General features: G+C 54.4%; 23 protein-coding genes. 6 read left to right on the plus strand and 17 right to left on the minus strand.

All coding sequences use genetic code 11. The features are described from left to right. Positions 1-265 precede the first annotated feature (265 nt). Positions 266-679 carry a DUF309 domain-containing protein gene (locus ACI1P1_RS18915; RefSeq protein WP_416218012.1) on the minus strand — a complete coding sequence of 138 codons (414 nt, stop codon included), beginning with the start codon at positions 677-679 and terminating at the stop codon, positions 266-268. Beyond that, complete coding sequence (gene yjbM, locus ACI1P1_RS18920) at positions 676-1,503, minus strand: GTP diphosphokinase (RefSeq protein WP_416218013.1); 828 nt, start codon at positions 1,501-1,503, stop codon at positions 676-678. Before yjbM ends, ACI1P1_RS18915 begins: the two co-directional genes overlap by 4 nt. 207 nt (positions 1,504-1,710) lie before the next feature. Between yjbM and ACI1P1_RS18925 the strand changes: the two genes are divergently transcribed. Continuing rightward, on the plus strand, positions 1,711-1,854 hold the full coding sequence (locus ACI1P1_RS18925; RefSeq protein ID WP_416218014.1) for a hypothetical protein: 144 nt from the start codon (positions 1,711-1,713) through the stop codon (positions 1,852-1,854). A 1-nt stretch (position 1,855) separates the two neighbouring features. On the opposite strand, the gene ACI1P1_RS18930 is transcribed toward ACI1P1_RS18925, so the two are convergent. From ACI1P1_RS18930 to ACI1P1_RS18970, 9 genes are all read right to left on the minus strand, one after another. Further along, positions 1,856-3,298, minus strand: coding sequence for a L,D-transpeptidase (locus ACI1P1_RS18930; RefSeq protein WP_416218015.1), 1,443 nt, complete (start codon positions 3,296-3,298; stop codon positions 1,856-1,858). Between the two features lie 70 nt (positions 3,299-3,368). Beyond that, positions 3,369-3,926: an adenylyl-sulfate kinase gene (gene cysC / locus ACI1P1_RS18935; RefSeq protein WP_416218016.1), complete on the minus strand. Its 558-nt coding sequence runs from the start codon at positions 3,924-3,926 to the stop codon at positions 3,369-3,371. A 60-nt stretch (positions 3,927-3,986) separates the two neighbouring features. Then, positions 3,987-4,862 carry an STM4011 family radical SAM protein gene (locus tag ACI1P1_RS18940; RefSeq protein WP_416218017.1) on the minus strand — a complete coding sequence of 292 codons (876 nt, stop codon included), beginning with the start codon at positions 4,860-4,862 and terminating at the stop codon, positions 3,987-3,989. Next, entirely contained in the window at positions 4,859-6,223 is a 1,365-nt protein-coding gene (locus ACI1P1_RS18945; protein WP_416218018.1) for an STM4012 family radical SAM protein, read from the minus strand. Before ACI1P1_RS18945 ends, ACI1P1_RS18940 begins: the two co-directional genes overlap by 4 nt. Before the next feature lie 316 nt (positions 6,224-6,539). After that, complete coding sequence (locus ACI1P1_RS18950; protein ID WP_416218019.1) at positions 6,540-7,331, minus strand: STM4013/SEN3800 family hydrolase; 792 nt, start codon at positions 7,329-7,331, stop codon at positions 6,540-6,542. Next, entirely contained in the window at positions 7,328-8,632 is a 1,305-nt protein-coding gene (locus ACI1P1_RS18955) for an STM4014 family protein (RefSeq protein ID WP_416218020.1), read from the minus strand. Before ACI1P1_RS18955 ends, ACI1P1_RS18950 begins: the two co-directional genes overlap by 4 nt. Position 8,633: 1 nt before the next feature. Beyond that, the gene (locus ACI1P1_RS18960; RefSeq protein ID WP_416218021.1) at positions 8,634-9,473 is read right to left on the minus strand and encodes an STM4015 family protein; all 840 of its coding nucleotides are present in this window, start codon (positions 9,471-9,473) and stop codon (positions 8,634-8,636) included. A gap of 342 nt (positions 9,474-9,815) precedes the next feature. Further along, entirely contained in the window at positions 9,816-10,052 is a 237-nt protein-coding gene (locus ACI1P1_RS18965) for a ferredoxin (protein WP_113020661.1), read from the minus strand. 106 nt (positions 10,053-10,158) lie between these two features. Beyond that, on the minus strand, positions 10,159-11,463 hold the full coding sequence (locus ACI1P1_RS18970) for a DNA polymerase IV (RefSeq protein ID WP_416218022.1): 1,305 nt from the start codon (positions 11,461-11,463) through the stop codon (positions 10,159-10,161). A 219-nt stretch (positions 11,464-11,682) separates the two neighbouring features. Between ACI1P1_RS18970 and cimA the strand changes: the two genes are divergently transcribed. Continuing rightward, complete coding sequence (gene cimA, locus ACI1P1_RS18975; protein ID WP_416218023.1) at positions 11,683-13,299, plus strand: citramalate synthase; 1,617 nt, start codon at positions 11,683-11,685, stop codon at positions 13,297-13,299. A 91-nt stretch (positions 13,300-13,390) separates the two neighbouring features. Here the strand turns inward: cimA and ACI1P1_RS18980 are convergent, their stop codons facing one another. Then, entirely contained in the window at positions 13,391-13,927 is a 537-nt protein-coding gene (locus ACI1P1_RS18980) for a TlpA family protein disulfide reductase (protein ID WP_416218024.1), read from the minus strand. Between the two features lie 151 nt (positions 13,928-14,078). Here ACI1P1_RS18980 and ACI1P1_RS18985 point away from each other — a divergent pair, with 151 nt between their 5' ends. Beyond that, entirely contained in the window at positions 14,079-15,389 is a 1,311-nt protein-coding gene (locus ACI1P1_RS18985) for an MFS transporter (protein WP_416218025.1), read from the plus strand. On the opposite strand, the gene ACI1P1_RS18990 is transcribed toward ACI1P1_RS18985, so the two are convergent. Beyond that, on the minus strand, positions 15,364-15,777 hold the full coding sequence (locus ACI1P1_RS18990) for a YbaN family protein (RefSeq protein ID WP_416218026.1): 414 nt from the start codon (positions 15,775-15,777) through the stop codon (positions 15,364-15,366). The two genes, ACI1P1_RS18985 and ACI1P1_RS18990, sit on opposite strands and share 26 nt — an antisense overlap. An 89-nt stretch (positions 15,778-15,866) precedes the next feature. On the opposite strand from ACI1P1_RS18990, the gene ACI1P1_RS18995 reads away from it, so the two are divergent. Further along, the gene (locus ACI1P1_RS18995; protein ID WP_416218027.1) at positions 15,867-16,313 is read left to right on the plus strand and encodes a M67 family metallopeptidase; all 447 of its coding nucleotides are present in this window, start codon (positions 15,867-15,869) and stop codon (positions 16,311-16,313) included. Here the strand turns inward: ACI1P1_RS18995 and ACI1P1_RS19000 are convergent. The 3 genes from ACI1P1_RS19000 to ACI1P1_RS19010 all read right to left on the minus strand — a co-directional run bounded on the left by ACI1P1_RS19000 (position 16,294) and on the right by ACI1P1_RS19010 (position 19,666). After that, positions 16,294-17,031, minus strand: coding sequence for an exonuclease domain-containing protein (locus tag ACI1P1_RS19000; protein WP_416218028.1), 738 nt, complete (start codon positions 17,029-17,031; stop codon positions 16,294-16,296). The two genes, ACI1P1_RS18995 and ACI1P1_RS19000, sit on opposite strands and share 20 nt — an antisense overlap. Before the next feature lie 76 nt (positions 17,032-17,107). After that, positions 17,108-18,175 carry a DUF294 nucleotidyltransferase-like domain-containing protein gene (locus ACI1P1_RS19005; RefSeq protein ID WP_416218029.1) on the minus strand — a complete coding sequence of 356 codons (1,068 nt, stop codon included), beginning with the start codon at positions 18,173-18,175 and terminating at the stop codon, positions 17,108-17,110. Between the two features lie 129 nt (positions 18,176-18,304). Then, positions 18,305-19,666, minus strand: coding sequence for an ammonium transporter (locus ACI1P1_RS19010; RefSeq protein ID WP_416218030.1), 1,362 nt, complete (start codon positions 19,664-19,666; stop codon positions 18,305-18,307). Between the two features lie 409 nt (positions 19,667-20,075). Here ACI1P1_RS19010 and ACI1P1_RS19015 point away from each other — a divergent pair, with 409 nt between their 5' ends. Next, positions 20,076-20,513, plus strand: a complete 438-nt coding sequence (locus ACI1P1_RS19015) for a MerR family transcriptional regulator (protein ID WP_416218031.1) — start codon at positions 20,076-20,078, stop codon at positions 20,511-20,513. A gap of 236 nt (positions 20,514-20,749) precedes the next feature. Continuing rightward, the gene (locus ACI1P1_RS19020) at positions 20,750-21,430 is read left to right on the plus strand and encodes a zinc metallopeptidase (protein ID WP_416218032.1); all 681 of its coding nucleotides are present in this window, start codon (positions 20,750-20,752) and stop codon (positions 21,428-21,430) included. A gap of 245 nt (positions 21,431-21,675) precedes the next feature. Here the strand turns inward: ACI1P1_RS19020 and ACI1P1_RS19025 are convergent, their stop codons facing one another. Continuing rightward, a complete protein-coding gene (locus ACI1P1_RS19025) occupies positions 21,676-22,344 on the minus strand; it encodes a DNA-binding response regulator (protein WP_416218033.1) in 669 nt (222 codons plus the stop codon). Between the last annotated feature and the right edge of the window lie 136 nt (positions 22,345-22,480).

Raw genomic sequence — 22,480 nt, forward strand, 5'->3', positions numbered from 1 at the left:
GCACAAAGGGAACTTCCCTTTACGTGCGTTTCTAGCTTGCCACCGCTCTCCTTGACGAAGGCATACCATGTGGTACCAACCCACGGATAGCAGCGTGCCGACCGTCGCTCGTTTATTTGCTCCCGTGCCACGTGCTCCGACCCTGCAAAACCGGAGGGCTTGACAAAAACGTTCATAGCAACGAATCTGATTCTAACCGAAGCAGGGGACGCTATTTGCCCCCGCACAGCCAAAAAACGGCCGCCCCGCAAACAGGGCAGCCGTGCTATTCTTCTTTTTCGGGCGGATTCAGCTTCATTTCCTCCACCAAATCTTCCAGCACCGGATCGGTAACCTCGATATCCAGATCATAGAATTCGAAGGGCTCCTCCTCCAGCCGGTTCAGCTTCTCCACGTATACCCTTGCATCCTCTACAAGCTTCTGCAGCCTGATGCCGTGAAGAATGTCAGGCTGTGCTTCCAGCTTGGCGATGCCCTGGGAGAACAGCTTGATCGAGCCGCTGACATTGCCGTTGCGGTGATGATACAGCCCCACTGCAAGCTGCAGCAGTCCCTGGAAAATGGGATTGCGCCCCTCCTCCAGCCACAGCGCCTCCATCACCTCATGACATTCGAAATAGTCGCGTTCGATATTGAAGTAATAGATGAAGGCCACATACAGCTCCTCGTAGCCCCTCATGATCCTTGTTCCCCTTCGGGCTTGGTCTTAAAGGCCTCTCTTGCCTTGATCACAGCCTTCTCCACCTCGTCCGCCAGTCCGTACAGCTTGGACAGCTCGTTGGACTCCCAGATTTCCTCAAGCCTGCGCTGAAATTCCGCCGCTTCCTTGCCCTTGCGGTAGAAGTACAGCACCTGGATCATATTCAGAATCTTGGACACCAGAATGGAATGGTCCTCAAACAGCTTCTGGGATTCCACAATTTCATCCCGGATGCTGGACATTTCCTTATCCAGCCGGTAAGCCGCTTCAGCCGCTTTCGATAACCGCCCGCTGATATCCGCGGGAATAATGCCATGATATTTGTAATTGAGGGAATGCTCGATGGTGGCCCAAAAATTCATCGCCAGCGTACGCAGCTGGACTTCGGCCAGTATATTCTTCATCCCCAATGAGGTTTGCACCGGATATTCCACAATAATATGGTAGCTGCGGTACCCGCTTTCCTTCTTGTTGCGGATATAGTCCTTGCAATACAGCACCTTCAGATCCTTGCGGTCTGCGATCAGCTCCGCCAGCCGCTCAATATCCTCTTCGAACTGGCACATGATGCGGATACCCGCAATATCCTCGATGCCCGTTTCCAGCTGGTCCATGGGCACGTTCAACTTTTTGGCCTTGGCCAGAATACTCGATATTTTCTTCACCCGCCCTGTCACGAACTCAATAGGCGAATATTCCTCCCGGGACTTGAGCTCTGTCCGTAGAAGCTTGAACTTGACCTTCAGCTCCTCCACCGACTGCTCGTACGGGAGCAAAAACTTGCTCCAATCTCTTCCGTCCATCCGGCTTCCTCCCAAGAGCTTTGCTGTTAAGCAAGGCTCAACTTCGTAAGCTTACGCTGTCTCCTTCATTATTAAACCCCATCCTTCCAAGGTTTGCAAGAATATCGGCAGCCTTGGCGCGAATTTATAAAGGGGTGCTAGTACACCCTCGCCGGATTGTGCTAAAATAGGAGTGTTCAATATCGTGAGAAGAAAGGGCGATCATACATGTCCGTGAAAAAGCAGGCTCCTATTATGGCCCGCACCAAGAAAAAGGACAACGAAATGAATAAGAAGGCCCTCATTTGGACGGCCTCCATTGTAGGCGCCATCGTTGTACTTGTTTCCGTCCTGATCATTGTAAACGGTTAACCTACAGCCACCTGTAGATTTTGCCGGGATTGGTTTCCTGGCGCAGGGCCGGCATACGGAAGGGCGATTCGCTCCGGAGGATATCCGCCGGCAGCAGACCGCGTCCGATGGTTACCTTAGTTCCCGAGGGGACCATGTCGAACAGCTCTTCTATATCCGCCTTCAACATCCGAACGCAGCCGAGTGAGCGGTCTTCTCCAATGCTCCTCGGCTCTTTCGTTCCATGAATGGCATAGTCGGTATCTGACAGCTGCATGCCTCTGGAGCCGAAGTCCCCATCGTCTCTGCCGTTGGGGTTTTTGACTTTGTCCGTGATGGTGAAAACACCCTCAGGCGTTTTGTCTCCCCCCAGGCCAACCGGATAGCTGCGCAGAATAAACCGGCCGCTGACCAAGGCAAGCCTGTAGTTTTGCCGGTCGACCACAATCTCCAGCGGTTCGCTGAAGAGAGCGGGGATTTGACCTGCCCCTGCCCCGTCCTGCCCAACACCAGCGCCGGCTCCTCCGCCGCTGCCTGGAGCAGCACCTGCTGAAGGAGCCCCGCTCTGCAGCGCCTCATAGGCCGCTTTCATCTGCTCTGTATACCCCGGCAGGAGATTATCCGGAAAATTCCGGACCACCCCGTCCAGGGTTTCCGGCAACGCCGCCCCGTACCTGCTTTGGTAGGCTTTGACGACGGAGCGCAGGATCACGTCCTGCTCCTGGCTCTGGTACCAGGAGGCTACAGCTGCCGCTGCTTCCACACTCACCTGGGGAGTGCAATTGCACCAGGCCTGCTGAAGATAATCCACCTTCACCCCGTTGCCGGCGGAAGCACTCTCCGCACTGGCCAGCAGTGTTGGCTGGCGCAGCCCGTTAACCCATTTCCCGTCAGAGGTGGGTATCCCCTCCACCACCAGTGTTTTGCTGCCCGGAGCTTGCCCCGGCTGAACTACCTGCTTCCACAGCTCCTGACCCCGCCCGGCAACCGGATCGGTATACAGAATCCGCAGCCCCCCTTCTCCCGGAGCAGCTGTTTCGGTCTCCTCCGAAGCCAACTCCCCGGTTCCGTCCAAATCTTTACGGGGAAGAACCCCGTCTCCTAATATGTATGAACCGGCCAGAAGCGCTATTAATACTGCACCGGCCAGCTTGATTGCCAATCTTGCCCGTTTTTTGCGGACGGTGCCTCCGGCGGCTGTCCCTTCCTCCGCCTTCAGCTCCTCCAGAAGCCCTAGACGGACCCTCTTTTTCTCGAAGGCTTCATATACCTCTCCCGCTTGAGCAAAGCAGTACCGCGCCTTCCCTTGTTTGCCCCGCAGCGCATACTCCTTGCCCAAGAGATACCAGGAAAGCTTGTTTTCCGGGTGTTCCTTCACAAATTGCTTGAGATACACCATATCGTCATCCAGAGGATTATGCTCAAAAAACGCCTGCAGCTGGTCCTCCAGCTCTTTTTGATTCATACCAGCACCGCCTTTCTGCCGTGTCGTCATGGATTATATCGGCAAAACGGCGCCGCCGTTAAATGAGACTCTAGACCCCGAACACGGAGGGCGCCGCAGCATATCCTCTGGTTTGCAGCATCTCCAGCAGCAGGCGCACATTATCCCCCACCTCGGAACCGTCCGTATGAAGGGCCAGCTCGGGATTCTCCGGGCGTTCATAAACATCGGACACTCCGGTAAACAGGGGAATCTCACCCCGGCGCGCCTTGGCATACAACCCCTTCACATCCCGCCGTTCACATTCGGATATGGTACAGTCGATATGCACCTCCATGAAGTTGGTCAATTGACTGCGGGCATACGCACGCATTTCCGCATACGGACTGATCATAGCGACAACCGCATTCACTCCGTGCCGGTTCAAAAGGCCGCATACGTACACCGCTCTGCGTACGTTCTCCATCCGGTCCTCACGGGTAAAACCCAGGCCGGAACCGATATGCTGCCTCAATTTGTCACCATCCAGGCATTCCACGGCGCAACCGAGCTCCTCCAGCTTTTCCGTCAATGCGTTGGCGGTGGTGGTTTTGCCCGCGCTTGGCAATCCCGTCATCCATAGGGTCCACCCTTGCTGCTTCCTAAGCATGTATCAGCGCTCCTCCTTGTAATAAACGGCCCTTTCCAGCTCCGAACATCACGGAATGGCTCAGGTCCGAGCTATCCCGGCGCCGGGTCCAGCAATCCGCTCCAGCAGCCGCTCCCCATACACCTCCGCCAACTCCAGCTCCGGCATATGGATGTACCCGATGTAGCAGCCGCAGGCATCCATTCTGCACAGCCTCCGGCGGGACAGTCCCTCCAGTCCCTCCCGGTACAGATGCCCCAGCACCTGCCGGTCCTGGTAGCATCTCTTCACCAGACCCGTGCCCTGGACGTAGAAAACAGACTCGCCTGCCAGGCAGCTTTTGCCGGAGCTCGCATAATCCATCAGATTCCTTTCAAAATGGGGATCGATTCCGCTTAAAAACGAGCGGTCCTCCTCCGTGTAATAATCCGCCTTATCCTTGTAGGCGTTCACCCAGAGATACACCCCCGCAGGCAGCTTGCCGCGCAGCGAGGCTATGGCTTCGAAGGCGCTTTTTACGCCTACGGTCCCCACACTGAAGGGAATGCCCCGGCTGTGCAGCTCCCCGCACCTGCCCAAAAACGCCGCCTCGCCCACCTGCCCCGGATGATAAGTAGCCCAGAATGCCGCCTTGTCCGGATTGAGGCCGTCCGCCCAGGCCAGACCCGCAGACAGGTTCGTCTGGATGGCCACCTTCTCCACATGCTCCATGCGGGAAAGCTCCGTCATAGCCGTCTGGTACCAGCGGTGGATCAGCCCCTCCCCATAAGGGTTAAAAAAGATCTTCAAACGGTGCCCGGCTTCACTCTGTGCACCCACCCACTGGACAAACCGGGACAGCTGCTCCCGGTCCCGGGCAAGAGTTTCCGCTGTATCCTTCTTTTTGCCGAAGGGGCAATACGGACAGTCGTAATTGCAGGAGGATAAGGAGCCGCGGTAATACAATACGGCCCTCATGCGAACACAAATCCTTCCATCCGCTCCCGTACCTGCGGGGAGATTAGCCCGTCTCCGATGGCGTCGGAATGGGCAAAACCTTCATCTGTCAGCCGGAGGATGCCATCCGAGCTAGAGGCCCACTCCGCCTTCAGCAGCACCTGCAGCTCCGGGCAATCCTCCAGCGCCGGGCTGCCGAACCGTTCTTCATAAGCGGGGAGCGCCAAACCTTCCTGATGCAGAACCGCCTTCAGAATGTAGCGGCGCTTCTCCTCCCGGCTGTCCAGCACCATACCGTAGTCCGCGGTTTCATAGCTATCGGCGCTGATATACTCCCGGATAATCCGTTCCGAAGCTACCCGGCTGACGGCATACCGGGTTGCGTAATGCACCTGCCGGGTGTAGGAGCGGGCACCGCAGCCCAGGCCAACCAGCCCCTCCTCCTGGCAGCCGTAGGGCAATACGGTCTTGCCGGAATGTGCCGGGGGTTTGGCAAACCGGCGCATAGAGGATTGGACATACCCCTCCGCCGCAAGCCGGTCTCGGGCGGCAAGATAACACTCCATCCGCAGATCGGTGCCATCCCGCCGGCTTTCTTGAGGTTTCAGGATGGTATGCTCCCGTGTGTACAGTGGATACAGGAAGATTTCCTCGGGCTGGAACGCCAGCGCCCGCTCCAGGGAATACAGCCAGGATTGAACCGTCTGCCCGGGCAGCCCATAGATCAGGTCCAGATTCAGCACCGGGAAATCGTAACGCTTCAGGCGCTCCAGCGCCCGCACCACCTCCAGCGGCTTCTGCGGCCGGTAGATGGCGGCGGACTCTGCTTCCACGAAGCTTTGCACCCCCATGCTGACCCGGTCTACCCGGCGCTTACGGAGAACATCCAGACGCTCCGGGGTGACGGTATCCGGAGAAGCCTCCACGGAGATGGACGCGTGCTCCGGGTTTAGGCCCATAACCTCTTCGGCTATATCGAATAGCCTGTCCAGGAGCTCCGGCGCCAGTAGTGTCGGTGTGCCGCCGCCGATGGCAAAACGGGCGAAGGGTTTGCGGCTCACGAAAGGCGACCATTGCCGGGCTTGGCGCTCCAGAGCATCCACATATTGGCGGTGCAGCCCGGGCTGCCTGTCCGCCAGCGTAAACAAGTTGCAGAAGCCGCAGCGGGCCCCGCAAAAGGGGATATGCATATATAAAAAGAAGCTATCGGCGGGTTCCTTTTCCCACAGCTGGGCAAGAGGCAGGCCCGGCTTCAGCTCCCGGTAAGCCGTTTTGTGGGGATACGAGTACAAATAGGAGCGGTACGGCTTTGCCCGCACCTCCTCCTTCCACCGGACAATAGCCGCATCATCCGACGGATCGGGAAAAGTTAAATCGAACACGGGAACGTCCTCCTTTCGATGGAAGCTCTTTTGACTGGCGGGCCGTCTCGGAATCCACTACCTCCAGGCTGCAATCCGCCAGCTTGACGCGCTAACGGAACTGAGCGACTCTTAGAGGCCGAAATCCGCTGCCTCAGCGCGCTAACGGAGCTGAGCGACTCTTAGCCTGCTTAACCGGGCCAAAAGAGCTGCAAATTGTGCGCTAAGAGGCACTGAATTCCGTTACAAGTCAAATAGCCGCCTTTTCAGCCGCTAAGAGCTTCTGAGTTCCGTTAGCGTTTCAGCAGCGCTGGTTTACATCCCACCGCACAACCCTCTAAAGAACAAACTCACGGTACGGCACCGTCCATACCACCTCGTGGGCAAGCCGGTGTCCTTCATAGCCGTCTTCTCCATAGGCAGTACCATGATCGGAGAAGACCAGGCAAATAGCTGGCCGCTTCCGGGCGCGCATTGCTGCAAACAGCCGCCCCAGCTGGCCGTCCACATAGCGTAAGGCGGCCCGTTGGGTGTCCACCGAGTCCCGCTTGGCCCCGGGCACAAAATAATGATTAGGCCCATGAATAGCCGAAATGTTCATAAACAGAAAAAGCCGCTCCTCCTGCCCGGTTTCACCCAGCAGCTTCAGCGCATGGTCCACCTGATGCTCCGTGGAACGGGGGTTGGTCACCCCAAAGCTCATGCGCCAGTAGCTTTTCTGGAAATACCCGGGCAGCACACGGGCTAACGGTACTTTTTTCGTAAAAAAGATCACCCCGCCGATGCAGACGGTTTTATAGCTCTCTCCCGCCAGGCCGGATACCATATCCGGAGTGTCAAACAGCCAGGTGTGGGGGTGGGTGGGTTTGCCGGTGTTTTTGGAATGAAACAGTCTGACGTGTTCAGGTCCGGTTTTGTCCGTAGTGACCGGTGTCGGCAAAAATCCCCCGAAAAAAGCATGGTGAGCCGCATAGGTGAAGCTTCCCGGCGAATGCCGTTTTTCCCAATGCCCGCCGCCGCACAGGTTGGGGCAATTAGCTTCCTCCAGCACCGCCGCATCATACCGGAGGGTATCCAGAGTAATCATAAGAATGTCGTAGTCGCCAACGATTTGGTTCATGTCCGTCATGGTGCTATACCTCCTGAAGCTCCTGCATCCCCTTCAGCTTTTGCCACTTCTGCCGGTTCAGGCGAACCCCCCCGTGCCCTCCACATGTCGTAATCCGGGAGCCGCTTCATTTCCCAGGCGTAGGTGCCATAACCTTGATAGTCAACCCGGTACAACAGATCGCCGAAGGGATTCAGCTCCCCGATAACGGGAGCATAGGTGCCATGGCGCAGCAATACATCCACCCCGGCAACCAAAGAACGCGGGAAAAGAGACAACGCCCGCTCCGCAGATTCCTCCGCCCCCCGCCGGATCTCCTCCGATAGGCCCAGCTCCTCCAGACTCTTCCGCTCACTTCTCAAATGAAGGTTGGTGATGGGGGTCCTGCTTAGTCTCGCGATACTGTGGCAGGCCTGCCCGTCCACCACCAGCTGCCGCACATCAAAAGCCCTGCCCTGGTACGTGGCCTTCGTTATCCACTCCTCCACATGAGCCCCGTGGATCAGCAGCCAGTTCAGCAGCAGCCGGATGAGCTTCGGTTCCGTATAACGGAACGGCTTGATGGCGTTGTAATACACCGGAGGGCGGGTCAGGTGCTGCTCCACCCCCAGGGTGGTAACAGCCACCTCCGCCCCAGTCCTGGGGTTCACCTGGTATGCCACTACACCGCATGCCCCCGAGCCGGATGCCAGCTTCACAAAAACCCGGTGTTTCCCCTTCTGAAGCATCGTTTCGCGCAGAGCTTCAGAATCGGGAAGCTCCTCAGGAGGAGCCAGCGGCTTCGGGACGGCAATCCCGGCTCCGGACAGAATCCGGTGGGTAACCCGTTTATCGAACATGGCGGCAATATCGGTAGGAGCATTCAACCAGAACGGGACGGGCCACAGTTGCTCCGCTTCCCGCTCCAGTCGTCCCAACAGCCGCATGTAACCGCGGAACCACTGGGAGGGATGGATCAGCCGTCCCGCCTCCTCCCGGATGCAGAGCGCCTCTTCCTCCGCCAGCGGATGAGGATCGGGGATAGCCCCGTAGACCAACAGTCCCTCGACCCGCTTCTCAACAGGAGCATCCGGCGCACCCAGGGCGATCAGAAGCCGCTCCACCTGGAAGTCCTCGCCGGGGGCATCCAGCCGCAGCATGGGAACAGCATCCGCGGGAAGGCCAAAGCGCAGGCACGCTTCTTCCAAAGTGGTTGTCCCCTGGAGCAAATCCAGGTACGGAATCACCAGTGCCGGCTCCAGCCCCAGCTGCCGCCGTGCCTCCTGCAGCCCTTCCGTCCGGCGGTTGCCAGGATTACCAATCAGAATAAGCTGCTGCTCCATCCTATTCGGTCAGTGCCGGATACCGGTATTCGTCATCCTCATCCTGGGCATCGCTGATGTCCGCAGGCAGACCGGATTGTTTCCAGCGTTTGATCATCTTTTCCGACATAAAATGATGGCTCAAATCCAGATGGTGCAGCTTCTTCACCCGCTCGCTGTTCAATAATGCCTCCGCCCCGGCATCGGTCAAGGTTCCCAAGGACAAATCGAGAGTATGCAGCTGGTCCAGAATCGGTGCATCAGCCAGTGCAACGGCAATCTCATCCTGGATCTCGCTATCCTTCAGTCCAAGGTATGTAAGTTCGGGGAATAGTCCGGGTTTGGCCACCTGAAGAACATCCTCCAGGGTACCGTCGAAGCCGTAATTATCCACGCCCAGATACAGCTCCAGCTTTTTGAGGCGGGGAAAATGAGCTTGGGCAATGCTGTCCAGCACACTCTTGCCCAGACCGCCGCAAATGATAACCAGCTCCTCCAGCTTTTCATGGCGGGCAGGCTTCAGGCTCAGGTCTGTGCTTCCCTGAATGGTCAAGGAAGTCAGCTCGGGAAATGCCGTGAAGAGCGGAGACAGATCCGATTGCATGATCCAGGACACCTCACACTCCTCCGAATCCATGTCGCCGATAAACAGCTTGCGCAGCTTGGGAAATGCATCCTTGGACTGGACCAACGCCTCCACCACGGCACTGGAGTCGTTCTCATACGAGCCGCCCCAATCGCCGATAATCAGGCTTTCCAGCTCCTTGCTCTCCGGCTTCGCCGCCAGCTCCTCGATGAGCTGCTTCATCTCGACGCCGTTTTCGTAATCCTCATACGCCACCGCCAGTTTAACCTCGGACATATTCGTTCCTCCTTTAGGGCTTCCAACGCTCATGACAAGTTTACCATGTTTTGGACCTCCCATATAGGCAACAATGCAGGTGCTGTATATAATCCGGCTTACCTCACGGACCCTGGTTCCGTTATTCTGCTGAAAACAGCCAATCTTTCTCCTGAACAGACACAGAATCCTTTATATGCGAAAAAACAGCAGTTTTGCGCACCTTTAGAGCCGAATAAGGGATCGTCTGTCCGCGAAAATTCAAATATGGCCTACATGCGGACAATAACGGCCTCTCTGTCCGCAAGCAGCAAAAATAAAGAAGCCGCCGGCAAATACCGGCAGCTTCTTCTGATGGATGAATTATTTATTGAAAGCTGCTTCTGCAACCTTGATGGAATCTGTCGGGCAGCCGTCTTGGGCGTCTTGAAGATCGTCGTAGAGATCCTCCGGAATTTCGGTTACGCCTTTGTTGCCGTCGCCTTCATAAATAACTTCAGCCAGTCCATCATCATCATAATCATAAATGTCGGGGGCTGTTGCGCCGCATGCGCCGCATGCAATACAAGTTTCTTTGTCTACCCAAGTATACTTGGCCATCTGTATCTTCCTCCTCAAAAGTCATCCTCAATAAGAACTATAATATAAATTCATACAAAGTTCAAATAAAGATGGCGACTCTGTTACAGTCTATGGCATTACTCTGTTATTGGGACTCCCCAAAAAAATCTTTTTCCTTTAAATGGTCGGTTTGCAGAGACGTTCCCCGGATCTTGTGATTGCGGATTAAAGCGGAGGGATCATCACCCAGCATACCCGCGGTGAGAATGGCGCTTTCGCCAAAACGGTCCCTGAGCTTATCCATTATCCGGTTCAATTCTTCCTTCTTGGGCTGCCTGTTATAGTCGAAAAGATCCAGCTGTACTGCCGCCTCCGACTTGTCCACCAGATTCTGCAGGGTAATCCCCAAAAGCCTGACAGGCTGGCCTTTTTGCCAATGGCGGTGGAAAAGCTTGCAGGCTGTTTCGAAAACTGTATCCGCATCCTCGGTGGGGGCATCCAGCGTCACCGAACGGGTAATGGTTTTCATACTGGGATTACGGATGGTGATCTGCACCGTGGAGGACATCAGATGCTGCTTTCTCATCCGGCGGCAAACCTGATCAGCCAAATTCAGGAACACACGCCGGATATCCAGCTCGTCCGTGAAATCCTTGGGCAATGTAGTCGTATGGCCGATGGACTTGCTGGCCTCCTGCTCCGGATTCACCGGCGTTTCATCCTCACCGTTCGCGGCAGCCTTCAGCCATGCCCCCACAATGCCGAATTGGGCGGTCAGAAAGCTCTCCTCCGCATGGGCCAGCTCCCCAATGGTACGGATGCCCAGCTTGTCGAGCTTCTCCCCCGTCCGGCTGCCGATGCCATACATATACGAGCAGGGTTTGTCCCATAAAAGCGACGGCACATCCCGCTTCCGGACAATGGTAATGCCGTTGGGTTTTTTCATATCCGATCCCATCTTGGCCAAAAGCTTGTTGGGAGCGATGCCGATGGAGCAGGGCAGCCCCAGCTCCGTCCGGATTCTCCCCTGCAGCTCCTCCGCGATTTGGACGGGCGTCCCGAACTGCTTGGAGCCGGTAATGTCCAGGAAACACTCGTCGATGGACATGGTCTCCAACTGCGGCGAATAGCTGTAGGCAATATTCAGGAAACGCCGGGAAAATTGTCGGTACAGGTGAAAGTCCGGCGAGATTAAGATCAGCTCCGGGCAGAGCCGCAAGGCCTCCCGTACCTGCATCCCCGTCCGCACTCCCTTGGCTCTGGCCACATAGGAGGAGGTGACCACAATCCCCCGCCGCAGCTCCACGCTTCCGGCCACCGCACAGGGTTTTCCCTTGTATGTCTCCGGCTCCACCGCCTCATGCACCGAGCAGTAAAAGGCATTCATATCGATATGGAGGACAACTCTGCCGTTTTTGGGATAATGGGATTCCGCATCCGATTTGGGCATTGCTGTGCACCTCCCGGTCTAAATTTACGGGCCGCCGCCCTTTTCTATTCAGCATACCGTTGCCTGGGGAAGAGGTCAAGAAGCCCCAGTCCCCTCCATTCCTATAGGATTTTTTTATACATATCTCTTCTTCCCCGAAGAATATGTTATAATGATGCATTATACATGCCTACGGGTCGTGTGTTGAATATTTGCGATGGGCACAGGGGGCATTGACGGATGAATCAAGTGAAGATTTTTGACACGACACTGCGGGATGGAACCCAAGGGGAAGGCATCAGTTTGACCGTAGAGGATAAGCTGAAAATCGCACGCAAGCTCGATGAACTCGGTGTCCATTATATAGAAGGCGGATGGCCGGGCAGCAATTACAAGGACATTGAATTCTTCGAACGGGTCAAGGAGCTCCCTCTGCAGCATGCCAAAATCAGCGCCTTTGGCAGCACCCGCCGGAAGGGGATTCCCGCCAAGGAGGATACCAATCTCAACCGGATTCTGGAAACCGGTGTCTCCGTGGCTTCGATCTTCGGGAAATCCTGGGACTTCCACGTGGAAACCGCCATTCAGACCACTCTGGAGGAAAATCTGGCCATGATCGCCGATTCCGTCTCTTATTTGAAGAGCCACGGTCTTGAGGTGATTTATCTGGCGGAGCATTTCTTCGACGGGTTCAAGCATAATGAAGCTTACGCCTTAAATACCGTGAAGGCTGCCGCTGCCGCAGGAGCGGACTGTGTAGTCCTCTGCGATACCAATGGAGGGACGCTTCCCGATGGAATTGCCGCTGCCGTTGGCCGTGTTTGCAAGGAGCTAAGCATTCCGGTGGGCATCCACGCCCACAATGATTGCGAGCTGGGCGTAGCCAATACGCTGGCTGCGGTACAAGCGGGTGCACGGCATGTGCAGGGCACCTTCAACGGGCTGGGCGAACGGTGCGGCAATGCCAATCTGTGCTCGGTTATTCCCAATTTGCAGCTGAAAATGCAATACCGCTGCGTCACGGACGACCAGTTGGCCGGTCTGACCCAAACAGCACGTTATATCAGCGAAATTGCCAATATCCATGTTTCCCCCAACCAGCCGTTTGTGGGCGCTTCTGCTTTTGCCCATAAGGGCGGCATCCATGTTTCCGCAATTCTGAAGGCCTCCAGCACCTATGAGCACATCTCTCCGGAGCTGGTGGGCAACAAACAACGGGTGCTGGTATCAGAGCTGGCCGGGCAGAGCAATCTTCTGGCCAAGGCCCAGGATCTGAACCTGGACGTGACCCGCCAGACGGACAAAACCAAGGCCGTTATAGAGCAGATCAAAGCACTGGAGCATCAGGGCTACCAGTTTGAAGGGGCAGATGCTTCCCTGGAGCTGCTGCTAAGAGAAGCCTTCGGAGAACTGGAGCATATTTTCACTTTGGAATCCTTCAAGCTTCTCGTTGAAAAGTCCGGCGACAATCCCTTTTTATCCGAGGCCTTCGTCAAGGTAAGGGTCCACGGGGAATCCATCTTCACCGCGGCAGAGGGCAATGGTCCCGTTAATGCATTGGACAATGCTCTGCGGAAGGCGCTGGTGAAATATTACCCGGCTATTGCCCATATGCATCTGGCAGATTACAAGGTCCGGGTCATCGACGAAAAGGATGCCACCGCCGCCAAGGTACGGGTGTTGATCGAGACCACTGATTATAAGAACAGCTGGAACACTGTAGGGGTGTCCGATAATATTATTGAAGCCAGCTGGCAGGCGCTGGTGGACAGTATCCGGTACGCCCTCATCGGCAAGGAACGCTCCGCGATTGCGGAGGATGCCCCCTTCGGCAAAGCAGGGCTGATTAATCACTAAATGGTGCATAACGAATGCACTGTAATGCTCTATGCTTACACAAAAAACACCGGAACTCCTCCGTCGAGGTTTCCGGTGTTTTTCTATCCTTTTAAATCCCTATCAGCTTCTGCAGCTTCTTCTCCAGCTCCTCGGGGGTGAGCAGGTTGATCACGTCCACAATGTTGCCGTTGGTATCGATGAGGAAGCTGGTGGGAATCACCTGGAACCGGTACTTTTTCGCTGCCTCCAGCTTGTAGTCCAGAAGAACGGGGAAATGGAACTTGAACCGGTTGGTAAAGGCCTTTACCTGGTCAAAGTCATCATTTTCCGTCAAATTAACGGCATATAGATCAAGCTTGTCCTTGTACTTGTCGTACAAGCTGGCCAAAGCAGGGGCCTCTTCTTCGCAGGGGCTGCACCACGACGCCCAAAAATTCAACAGCAGCGGTTTCTCCCGCGGCCCCCCCACCTGATAAGTAGCCCCGTCCAGAGCCGTCAGCTGAAAGGAAGGCGCAGCCATGTTCAGCCGCGGAGCGGCCTCTGCCGGAAGCACGGCCTCGGCCTGTCCGCGTGAGCCGTAATGGTACAGCAATGTCCCCGTGAGCAACAGCCCTACGGCCAGTGCCACGATCCGGTTGCGGTTCATGATGTGCCTCCTGTCCAAAATTCTAGTTCATTAAAATGATTCTAACATGATTGCCGACATCCAGGCCAATTATACCACGCTTCTCCAGCATGACCGAATACCCGTTGGGACAGATTAGGGATATCCCCCACGAGAAGAGGCTGAAACATATATGGAGAAGACGAAGCAAAAGCCCTTGGAGGTTGTGTTTGAAAGCCTGATTAAGGACGACGGCGAGGAGACGGCCGATAAAAAGGAGCCAAATTCCAAGTCCAAGTCTAAAAAAGCGGAAAAAGGCCACGGCTGGCAGTTCGCAGCCATTGCTACCGTCCCATTGGTTCTGGTGCTTGGCAATTCCATGCTGATTCCGATTCTGCCGGATATGGTGCAGGAAATGCAGATTTCCGATTTCCAGTCCAGTCTGGTCATTACCTTGTTTTCCGTTACGGCAGGTTTGTTTATTCCCGTCAGCGGATTTCTGTCCGACCGTTTTTCCCGGAAAGCCGTTATGATTCCTTCTCTTATCGTGTACGGCTCGGCAGGGATTCTAGCCGGCTTCGGAGCCATCTGGGGCTCCTATTCGGTCCTTATTGGCGCGCGGGCCTTGCAGGGTTTGGGTGCAGCGGGGACGGCCCCCATTGCCATGGCGTTGGCGGGGGATCTTTTTAGCGGCGCAACGGAGAGCAAGGCTCTGGGTCTGACCGAAGCCTCCAACGGCACCGGCAAGGTGGTCAGTCCCATATTGGGGGCGGCACTGGCGCTGATCGTCTGGTATCTGGCCTTTTTTGCCCTCCCGGTATTCTGCGCCATCTCCCTTCTGGCCGTGATTTTCCTGCTGAAGGAGCCAGGCCGGGACGGCCCTCCCATGAAGCTGGGGGAGTATACCCACACCACGCTGAAGCTCATTAAAGAAAAAGCCAAATGGCTCCTCACCAGCTATCTGGCAGGAGCATTGGCCTTGTTTGTCCTGTTCGGCGTGTTATTTTATCTGTCACAGATTTTGGAGGAACCGCCCTATTCCATCGACGGGGTTGTGAAGGGGCTTGTGCTGGCTATCCCTCTTTTGGGAATGGTCATCACCTCATACACCACCGGCGCCGTCATCAAAAAGAACGGTATCCTCATGCGCAAGCTAATGCTGATCGGCCTGGCTGTAATGACCGCCTGCTTAACCGCAGCGATCTTCCTGAACGGCAACATCTACTGGCTCATCGGCCTGCTTACGGCCAGCAGTGTAGGCACCGGCCTGCTGCTGCCCTGCCTCAATACCATGATTACCGGCTCGGTGGAAAAGGAGCAGCGCGGCATGATCACCTCCCTCTACAGCAGCTTGCGCTTTCTGGGGGTGGCAGCAGGTCCTCCCTTATTCGAGCTGATGATGAACCGTTCGGACATGCTGGTGTTTATCACCGTATCGGTTCTGGCTCTGATCGCTTTGACCCTGGTGTTCTTCCTGGTCAAACCGGAGGCGGAGGTGGCGTAAAGCCGCTTTCGGCTCCTTTTTTCCGTTCAGACGGCATTGTTTTGATATGGGCGGCGAAATAGTAATGAAGATAAGCTGCCACCACCAGGATAAATAGACGCAGGAACAACAGATCCGTAAGGATAAAAGCCACCGCCAGCATGGTGGAAGCAAAACTTAATATATACACCTTGGTCCTGCGGGGCATGGAGCGGGACTCAATGAAGGACTCCAGATGCTTCTTGTACAGGCCTGTGGATAAGAACCAGCGATTAAACCGCTCCGACCCTCTGGCAAAAAAGAACGCCGCCAACAGCAAAAAGGGTGTGGTGGGAAGCACCGGCACAACCGTTCCAATTGCACCCAGCCCAAAAAAGAAAAAGCCCAAAAACAAAAACAAAATCTTCATGACCACCATCCTACCGAAATTGGAGTATCTTCATTATACTATAAGCTAGGGCGTGTCTGACACGCCCCAAACCCCATTCGGAGGAAGACATGGATATTTTCTTTGAACCGAAGCTCTTTCGGGACCATCACCATCCGGATAGCCTGGCCGCCGCCTGCCGGAAGGTTTACCCCCGAGAATGCTGCGGCATTCTGACAGGGCACAACCGGAATGGCTCCTTATATGTAGAAGGTTTTCAATGTATGCGCAACAGGGCAGCAGATCCGGAATCGGCCTTTGCTTTTGATCCGGCGGAATGGGTGGAGACGGTCTATCGTTATGCTCAGACAGCAACGGGATTATCACTAGTGGGCCTGTTTCATTCCCATCCCAATTCCTCTGCCATCCCTTCTGCCGCGGATATGGACAGCTTATGGGACACGGCGCTGCATCTGATTATTTCTCTCCAAAACAACAATACGCCCGAGCTCCGCTGCTACCTTCCCCGGGGAGGCCGTTCCTGGGAGGAACAGGCCATCAGGTACCGTAGTGGCTGAGATGGGCGTATAAGTCGCCAAGATTGGTAATCTCCTTGGCTGCAATATCCTTTAACATTTTGGCCCACAAATGGGCGGTCATAATGGAGTCCTCCAGCGCATGATGGCGGTGCAGTACCTCCACGTCGTACAGATTCAGCATAGAATCCAAGTCGAAGTGGCTTCGTTTAGGGTGGAGCCACATGCCGATCATCATGGTATCAAGCAGCCTGTGGGACAGGTTTACCTTGGAGGTTTTCCATAATGCTGAATTCAAGAAATGCTTGTCATGTCCGCTGCCATGGGCGATAAGCACCCGGTTGCTGACAAATTCCAGAAAGCCCTTTAGCCCGTCGATAAGATCCGGGGCTCGGCCCGCCATTTCATTGGTGATCCCGGTTAAAGCCACAATCTCATCCGGCACCTGGCGTTTGGGATTGACCAAGGTATAGAAGGTTTCCTCACATACCTGATCCCCCTTCACCAGAATGGCGCCGATGGATAGAATCTCATCCCCGTTATAAGGAGAGAATCCTGTGGTTTCCAAATCAAAAACCACCGCTTCCAGCGTATCCAGCTGCACATCATACAGGGAATTTTTGCGCTGCTCCTTCATGACGGACCGGATAAAGGCCATTTGCTGCGCATTCCGTGAATCGAACATGGATGTGATGGCAGGCGTCAGTCCTCCCATCTTATACAGCTGCCACATTCGGCCTGCAGGTCCCGGATCCTTCATCCGTATCCCTTCTTCCCGTTAAACTTCCCCACAAAGTGAAGTGTATCTCCGAAGCCCATACCGATTCCCGAACCTTCTATATCTCCTCGTCTTGCATTTCTTTCTCTACATATTTATGAAGCTTCTGGCCAACCTTCAAGGCGAATTTCAATTCGTTCTTCCGTTCCTTGGTAAGCTTGGACCCGGGCAGGATGCCTCCAGACTGGTAGAAGCCGTCTTCCAGCTTGGAGGTGGTTAACGAACGCAGCTTGAGCACCGTTAATACCGCCTGGCGCCATTGTTTGATCGCTTCCGGGTCCTCCGCCTTCTGCTCTTCCATCACGGCTAACCTGTCCAAGGTATTGGAGAGGGAGATGCCGTGGCTGATGGCAAGCAGGCGAATCCCGTTCACCAAAGGAATGTACGCACCGTACTTAATATCGATCCCGCCCATATCCTCCCCGAACCGTTCGGGTATCAGATTCCCCAAGACACCCAAGGAAATCTTGCGCCGGAGGGTATTGCGGAGCATATGCACCAGCAGTCTGCGGTCGGAAGCCACCCGGTCCAGCACCAATCGCTTCAGGCTTTCGCCAAGCCTCTGGTCTCCGCTGATGCAGCGGGAATCGGCAATAATCAGGATATACCGGATATTCTCCCAGTTGGGCTCATCCAGCCAAGCATTGATGGTGGCATACCAGTTGTCCGCACTTTGTGTCCATGCCGGATTGCTGCTCATCACATCCCCTTCACAGGGAGGATAACCCAACTGGAACAACACCTTCACAATCTCCGATCCCAGCCGTTTAAAAAAAGCATCCACCGCTTCCTTCATGAACGCTTCCGGCTCTTCATAAATCAGGCCGCTATCCTGGTCGCTCCACAACGTCTGCTCGCGGCGCCCGCCGCTGCCGAACAAAACAAAGGCGTATGGAAGCGGTGGGGTTCCCAATCCCGCCTGTTGCAGGTTGTCCTCCGCTTTTTTTACGGCAAACTGAATCAGAGCGTCATGGACTGTATTGATCCAGTCGTTCCAATCCCCGGGAAATGCGTCAAGGGGCTGCGCCAGGAGCTTCTCATGGATTTGGTCTCGCAATCCGCGCAATGTATCGGGGTCCGAGCTGCGCGCAATGGTCTTACGAATCTCCTCCAGATGGAGTTCCATAGACATTGTCCCCTTCCGTCTTTAGCCCTAAAACAGAATCAGAAGGTAACGGCCCCGGTTGGGAGCCACCTCCTGATTCCATTTTAACATAGATGGATTATTTCTAGCGGCCCGATGATTCCAGCTGGATCAGCCTGTTACGTTGTAGCCTGTGCCAGCTTTCTTCATTTGTTCCGGATAGCCGTAGGAGCCGTGTTCGCTCAAGTCCAGACCGATCACTTCCTCCTCTTCGGTTACGCGGAGGCCAATTGCCTTCTTGATGAGCCACAGGGCTGCGAAGGATACTACGAATGCGAATACGCCGGAGGTGATCACACCATAAAGCTGAACCACCAATTGATCAACGCCGCCGCCATAGAACAGACCCGCTTTACCTACACCAACCTTCTCAGCCAGTTCACCTGTTGCGAAGAAGCCGGTGGAAATGGTACCAATGATACCGGCAACGCCGTGAACAGAGAGTACGCCGACCGGATCGTCAACCTTAACCTTGTCGAAGAACTTCATAGTGAAGTACATCAGACCGCCTGCGACGATACCGATTACCACAGCCGCCCAAGGTTCGACGAATGCACAGGATGCAGTGATTGCTACAAGACCTGCCAATGCGCCGTTCAGCATAGTCGGGATATCAGCTTTGCCAAGGAAAATCCAGGATACAATCAAAGCGGCTACTGCGCCTGCGCCGGCAGCCAGTTGGGTATTGAATGCAACATAACCGAAGAAACCATCGCCTACAGCAACCGTGGAGCCGGCGTTGAAGCCGAACCAGCCTACCCACAGCAGCAGTACGGATACAGTGGAGAATACTTGGTTGTGGCCTTGAATAGCGTTCACAGTGCCATCCTTGTTGTACTTGCCGATACGGGGCTTAAGCAGGATTGTAGCTGCCAGAGCCGCTGCTGCGCCGGTTAAGTGAACAACCGTGGAGCCTGCAAAGTCTTGTTTGCCGTGGGAAGCCAACCAGCCGCCGCCCCAGATCCAGTGTGCAATAACCGGGTAGATGACAACGCCGAAGATAATGGTGAAGATCAGGTACACAGACAGCTTGGCGCGTTCTGCGAAGCCGCCCCATGCGATGGAGAGGGAAACTGCCGCAAAAGCCAGTTGGAAGAGGAAGAAGATAGAGGTACCGGCGATGCCGCCTTCCACAATCTTGCTGGGGTTAAAGAAGGCTTCGGACAAACCGCCCAGGAGGGAGGTGCCTTCGGTGAAAATCAGACTGTAGCCCACTGCCCAGAAGACCAGGGTGCAAAGGCCTGTTGCAAAGATGGTTTTGCCGGCTACGTGACCGGCGTTCTTCATGCGGGTGGAGCCAACTTCGAGAAGAATAAATCCCCCTTGCATGAGCAGAACCAGAACCGCTGCAACCATTACCCACAAGCTGTCCAGCGAGAGGCTCACAGTAGCCACCGGATCATCTGCTGCAAAAGCCAAGGTTGGGAATAATAAGCTCATGATACCCGTTGCATAAAGCATTTTCTTTACCATACTAACCAACACCCTTTCTTTAATGTCATGTTTTTTAACATCTTATGAAATTCTTAATGTCATTATATACGGGTATGTTCCGTTTGACAACAACTAATTTTTCAAAAAACGAAAAATTAACGTATCAATTCTGATAATAATTCGTGTTTTCTTAACATATGGGATGTTAGAGTACATGCATTGTACTATTTACCATATGTTAGGACGCTCGGAACATTCCAATCTATATAAATCTGACATGAGATCACGAATATTCAATTATTCCGTTCAAGCGCTTTATTCATGTCAGGTTTTCGCTTATAATTAGATTTTCAACCTCGTTTACCGATCTATAATGTAGCTCTTCCAAAAGCATAACGTTTTACTGTACGGTTTTTGTGGTGTACAATAGAAGATGGAGGTGATCCCAATGGAAGAACGGACTCTCTACCGGGTAGGGGAATTGGCGAAGCTGACCGGTGTCAGTCAGAGGACCATCGATTATTACACGCATTTGGGATTAATCCATCCCATCAAACGGGCCGATAATAACTACCGCTACTATAATGATGAAACCATCCACCGTTTGAAGCGTATTGAATCGTTGAAGCAGGAGAAGCTCACCCTGGAGGAAATCAAGGCAAGCCTGGATCGTTTGGACCGGATAACCGGGGAAGCAAGTGTGGCAGATAAACTGACAGATCTTCAGCTCCACATGCAGCAGCTTCTGAAGGAAGTCAAGGAAATCGAACCGATCCTGGAGCAATTGAAGCCTAACCAGGCGAAGAACTTTTTCAAGCTGATTACACCAGCCGGAATCGCCTGCTTGGAAGCCCTGCTTGTCCTCTTCGGCAAAGATCCCTTTTAGGGCAGTACGCACACCCTTGGGCGTGTTTGCAAACTCCGAGGGGAGCAGCTAATACCCAAATTTTCGTTCCAGGCAAGGCACTTTCGTGAAGGCGTACCGGGGGTACGTCAAGCGGAAGTAACGATGCAAGGGACGAAAAGGCGGTGAAAGATGCCCTCAAGCGAGTGTGCAAACACGGCCTAGCATGGCTTACCGCTAACCACATTTACCGCAAACAAAAAAAGGAGTGAGGCACGATGCTGTTTACCCCATGGACGCCCCTGATACTGCTGGCTTTTGGCCTCAGCATATGGGCGCAGTTCCGAGTCAAAGGCACATTCGCCCGGTTTGGCCAGGTTCCCGTCAGTACGGGCATGACCGGCTACGAGGCGGCAAGACGGATGCTGGATGACGCAGGCCTGTACAACATCCCCATCGAACCCGTACCGGGACAGCTGTCCGACCATTATGACCCTATCGCCAAAACAGTACGCCTCTCCGAGGCTGTATACTACGGAAACTCCATCTCCTCCGTCAGCGTCGCCTGCCATGAAGTGGGCCACGCTATCCAGGACAAGGTCCGGTACCCGATGCTGGTGGCGCGCCACCGGATGTTCCCGGTTGTCAACTTTGCCAGCGGCATTGCACCGCTTCTGTTAATCGGAGGGTTCCTCTTCAAATTCAGCGGCCTGATTCTCCTGGGCATCATCTTCTTCAGCGCCGCAGTCCTGTTCCAGGTCGTCACCCTGCCGGTGGAGTTTAACGCCTCTACCCGGGCCAGAGACAACATGGTGGCACTTGGCTTCATCCGCAACGACGAAGAAGGCTTCGCCGCCAAGGTGCTCAACGCAGCAGCCCTGACCTATGTCGCGGCAGCCGTTATGAGCATCCTGCAGCTCCTGGAGTACATTTGGATCTTCAACCGCTCGGACGATTGATTCGCGCTCGTTGGAGCTTATTCGGTGGACAGTGATGAAATAACGGAAACGCGTTTCCGTTATCTCCCCCAAAACCTAATAAAAAGAGCATTAGCGGAAACAGTTTTCCGTTAATGCTCTTTTTTATTGCGTGAAGCAGAATAAAATCCTGCAATAACGGAAATCTCCTTCCGTTATTCACCCAATGGATAAGGCAAACTCTCTTTAGCGGAAAATAGCTTCCGCTATTATGTCAGGCTTACATTTCACCTCAGATATTTGGATAATCTCTCATCCTTATTTACCTTATACCTGCGGACCCGATGGTTGCCTGACAAGGGTACCAGCAACCCTTTGGTTACCAAGGATTTCAACCATTTTCTTGCCGTCCGTTCGCTAATTCCCAGTTCTTCCGCAACCTTGCCGGGAACAAGCTCCTCTTGCTGAATGGCAATATGAAGAATAAACCGCTCCAAGTCAGCTAATCGATATTTTTGATCATACCCTTCAAACCACTTTCCCTGAACCTGCTGCAGCGTCCGCTCACACAGCCTCGGCCTGTCTTTCACATCATCATAGGAGAACCGGATGACAATCCAATCATCCAGCACCAAATCATTCTGCCGCTGTATTTGATCGGCATACTGCCACCTGCTGACATCCCGCTGATGCGGCCCATACCCATCGATCTCAATGCAGATCCGGTATGGGCTTCTTACCCAGGCAAAATCCAGAAAGCGGCTGCCTCCCTTAAAATCCGTCACCTGATACTCCGGAATCAAATCATCAAACTGCCCAAAGCCCGGCCACCACACCTGCTCCAGAAACAATCGTTCCGCATGGCCATGTCCTTCATCCAAACGCCGTAAATCCTCGCCACTCCTCCCTTTTCTGTGTTTGCTCATAAAGGCTTCATACGCTTCCCGAAAAGCCATGTGACTCTCCCCTTCCGGCAAAAACAAAGCCGCTGCATCCCCTTTTTATGAGAAGGAGACCAGCGGCGTGTGCTTCACGACCATATGTGGTTTACGTGCTTTACAAGCCTATTTTACCTTGAAAAAATATGGCCTG

This window comes from Paenibacillus mesotrionivorans (assembly GCF_046098205.1).
GTDB classification, from domain to species: domain Bacteria; phylum Bacillota; class Bacilli; order Paenibacillales; family NBRC-103111; genus Paenibacillus_AR; species Paenibacillus_AR mesotrionivorans.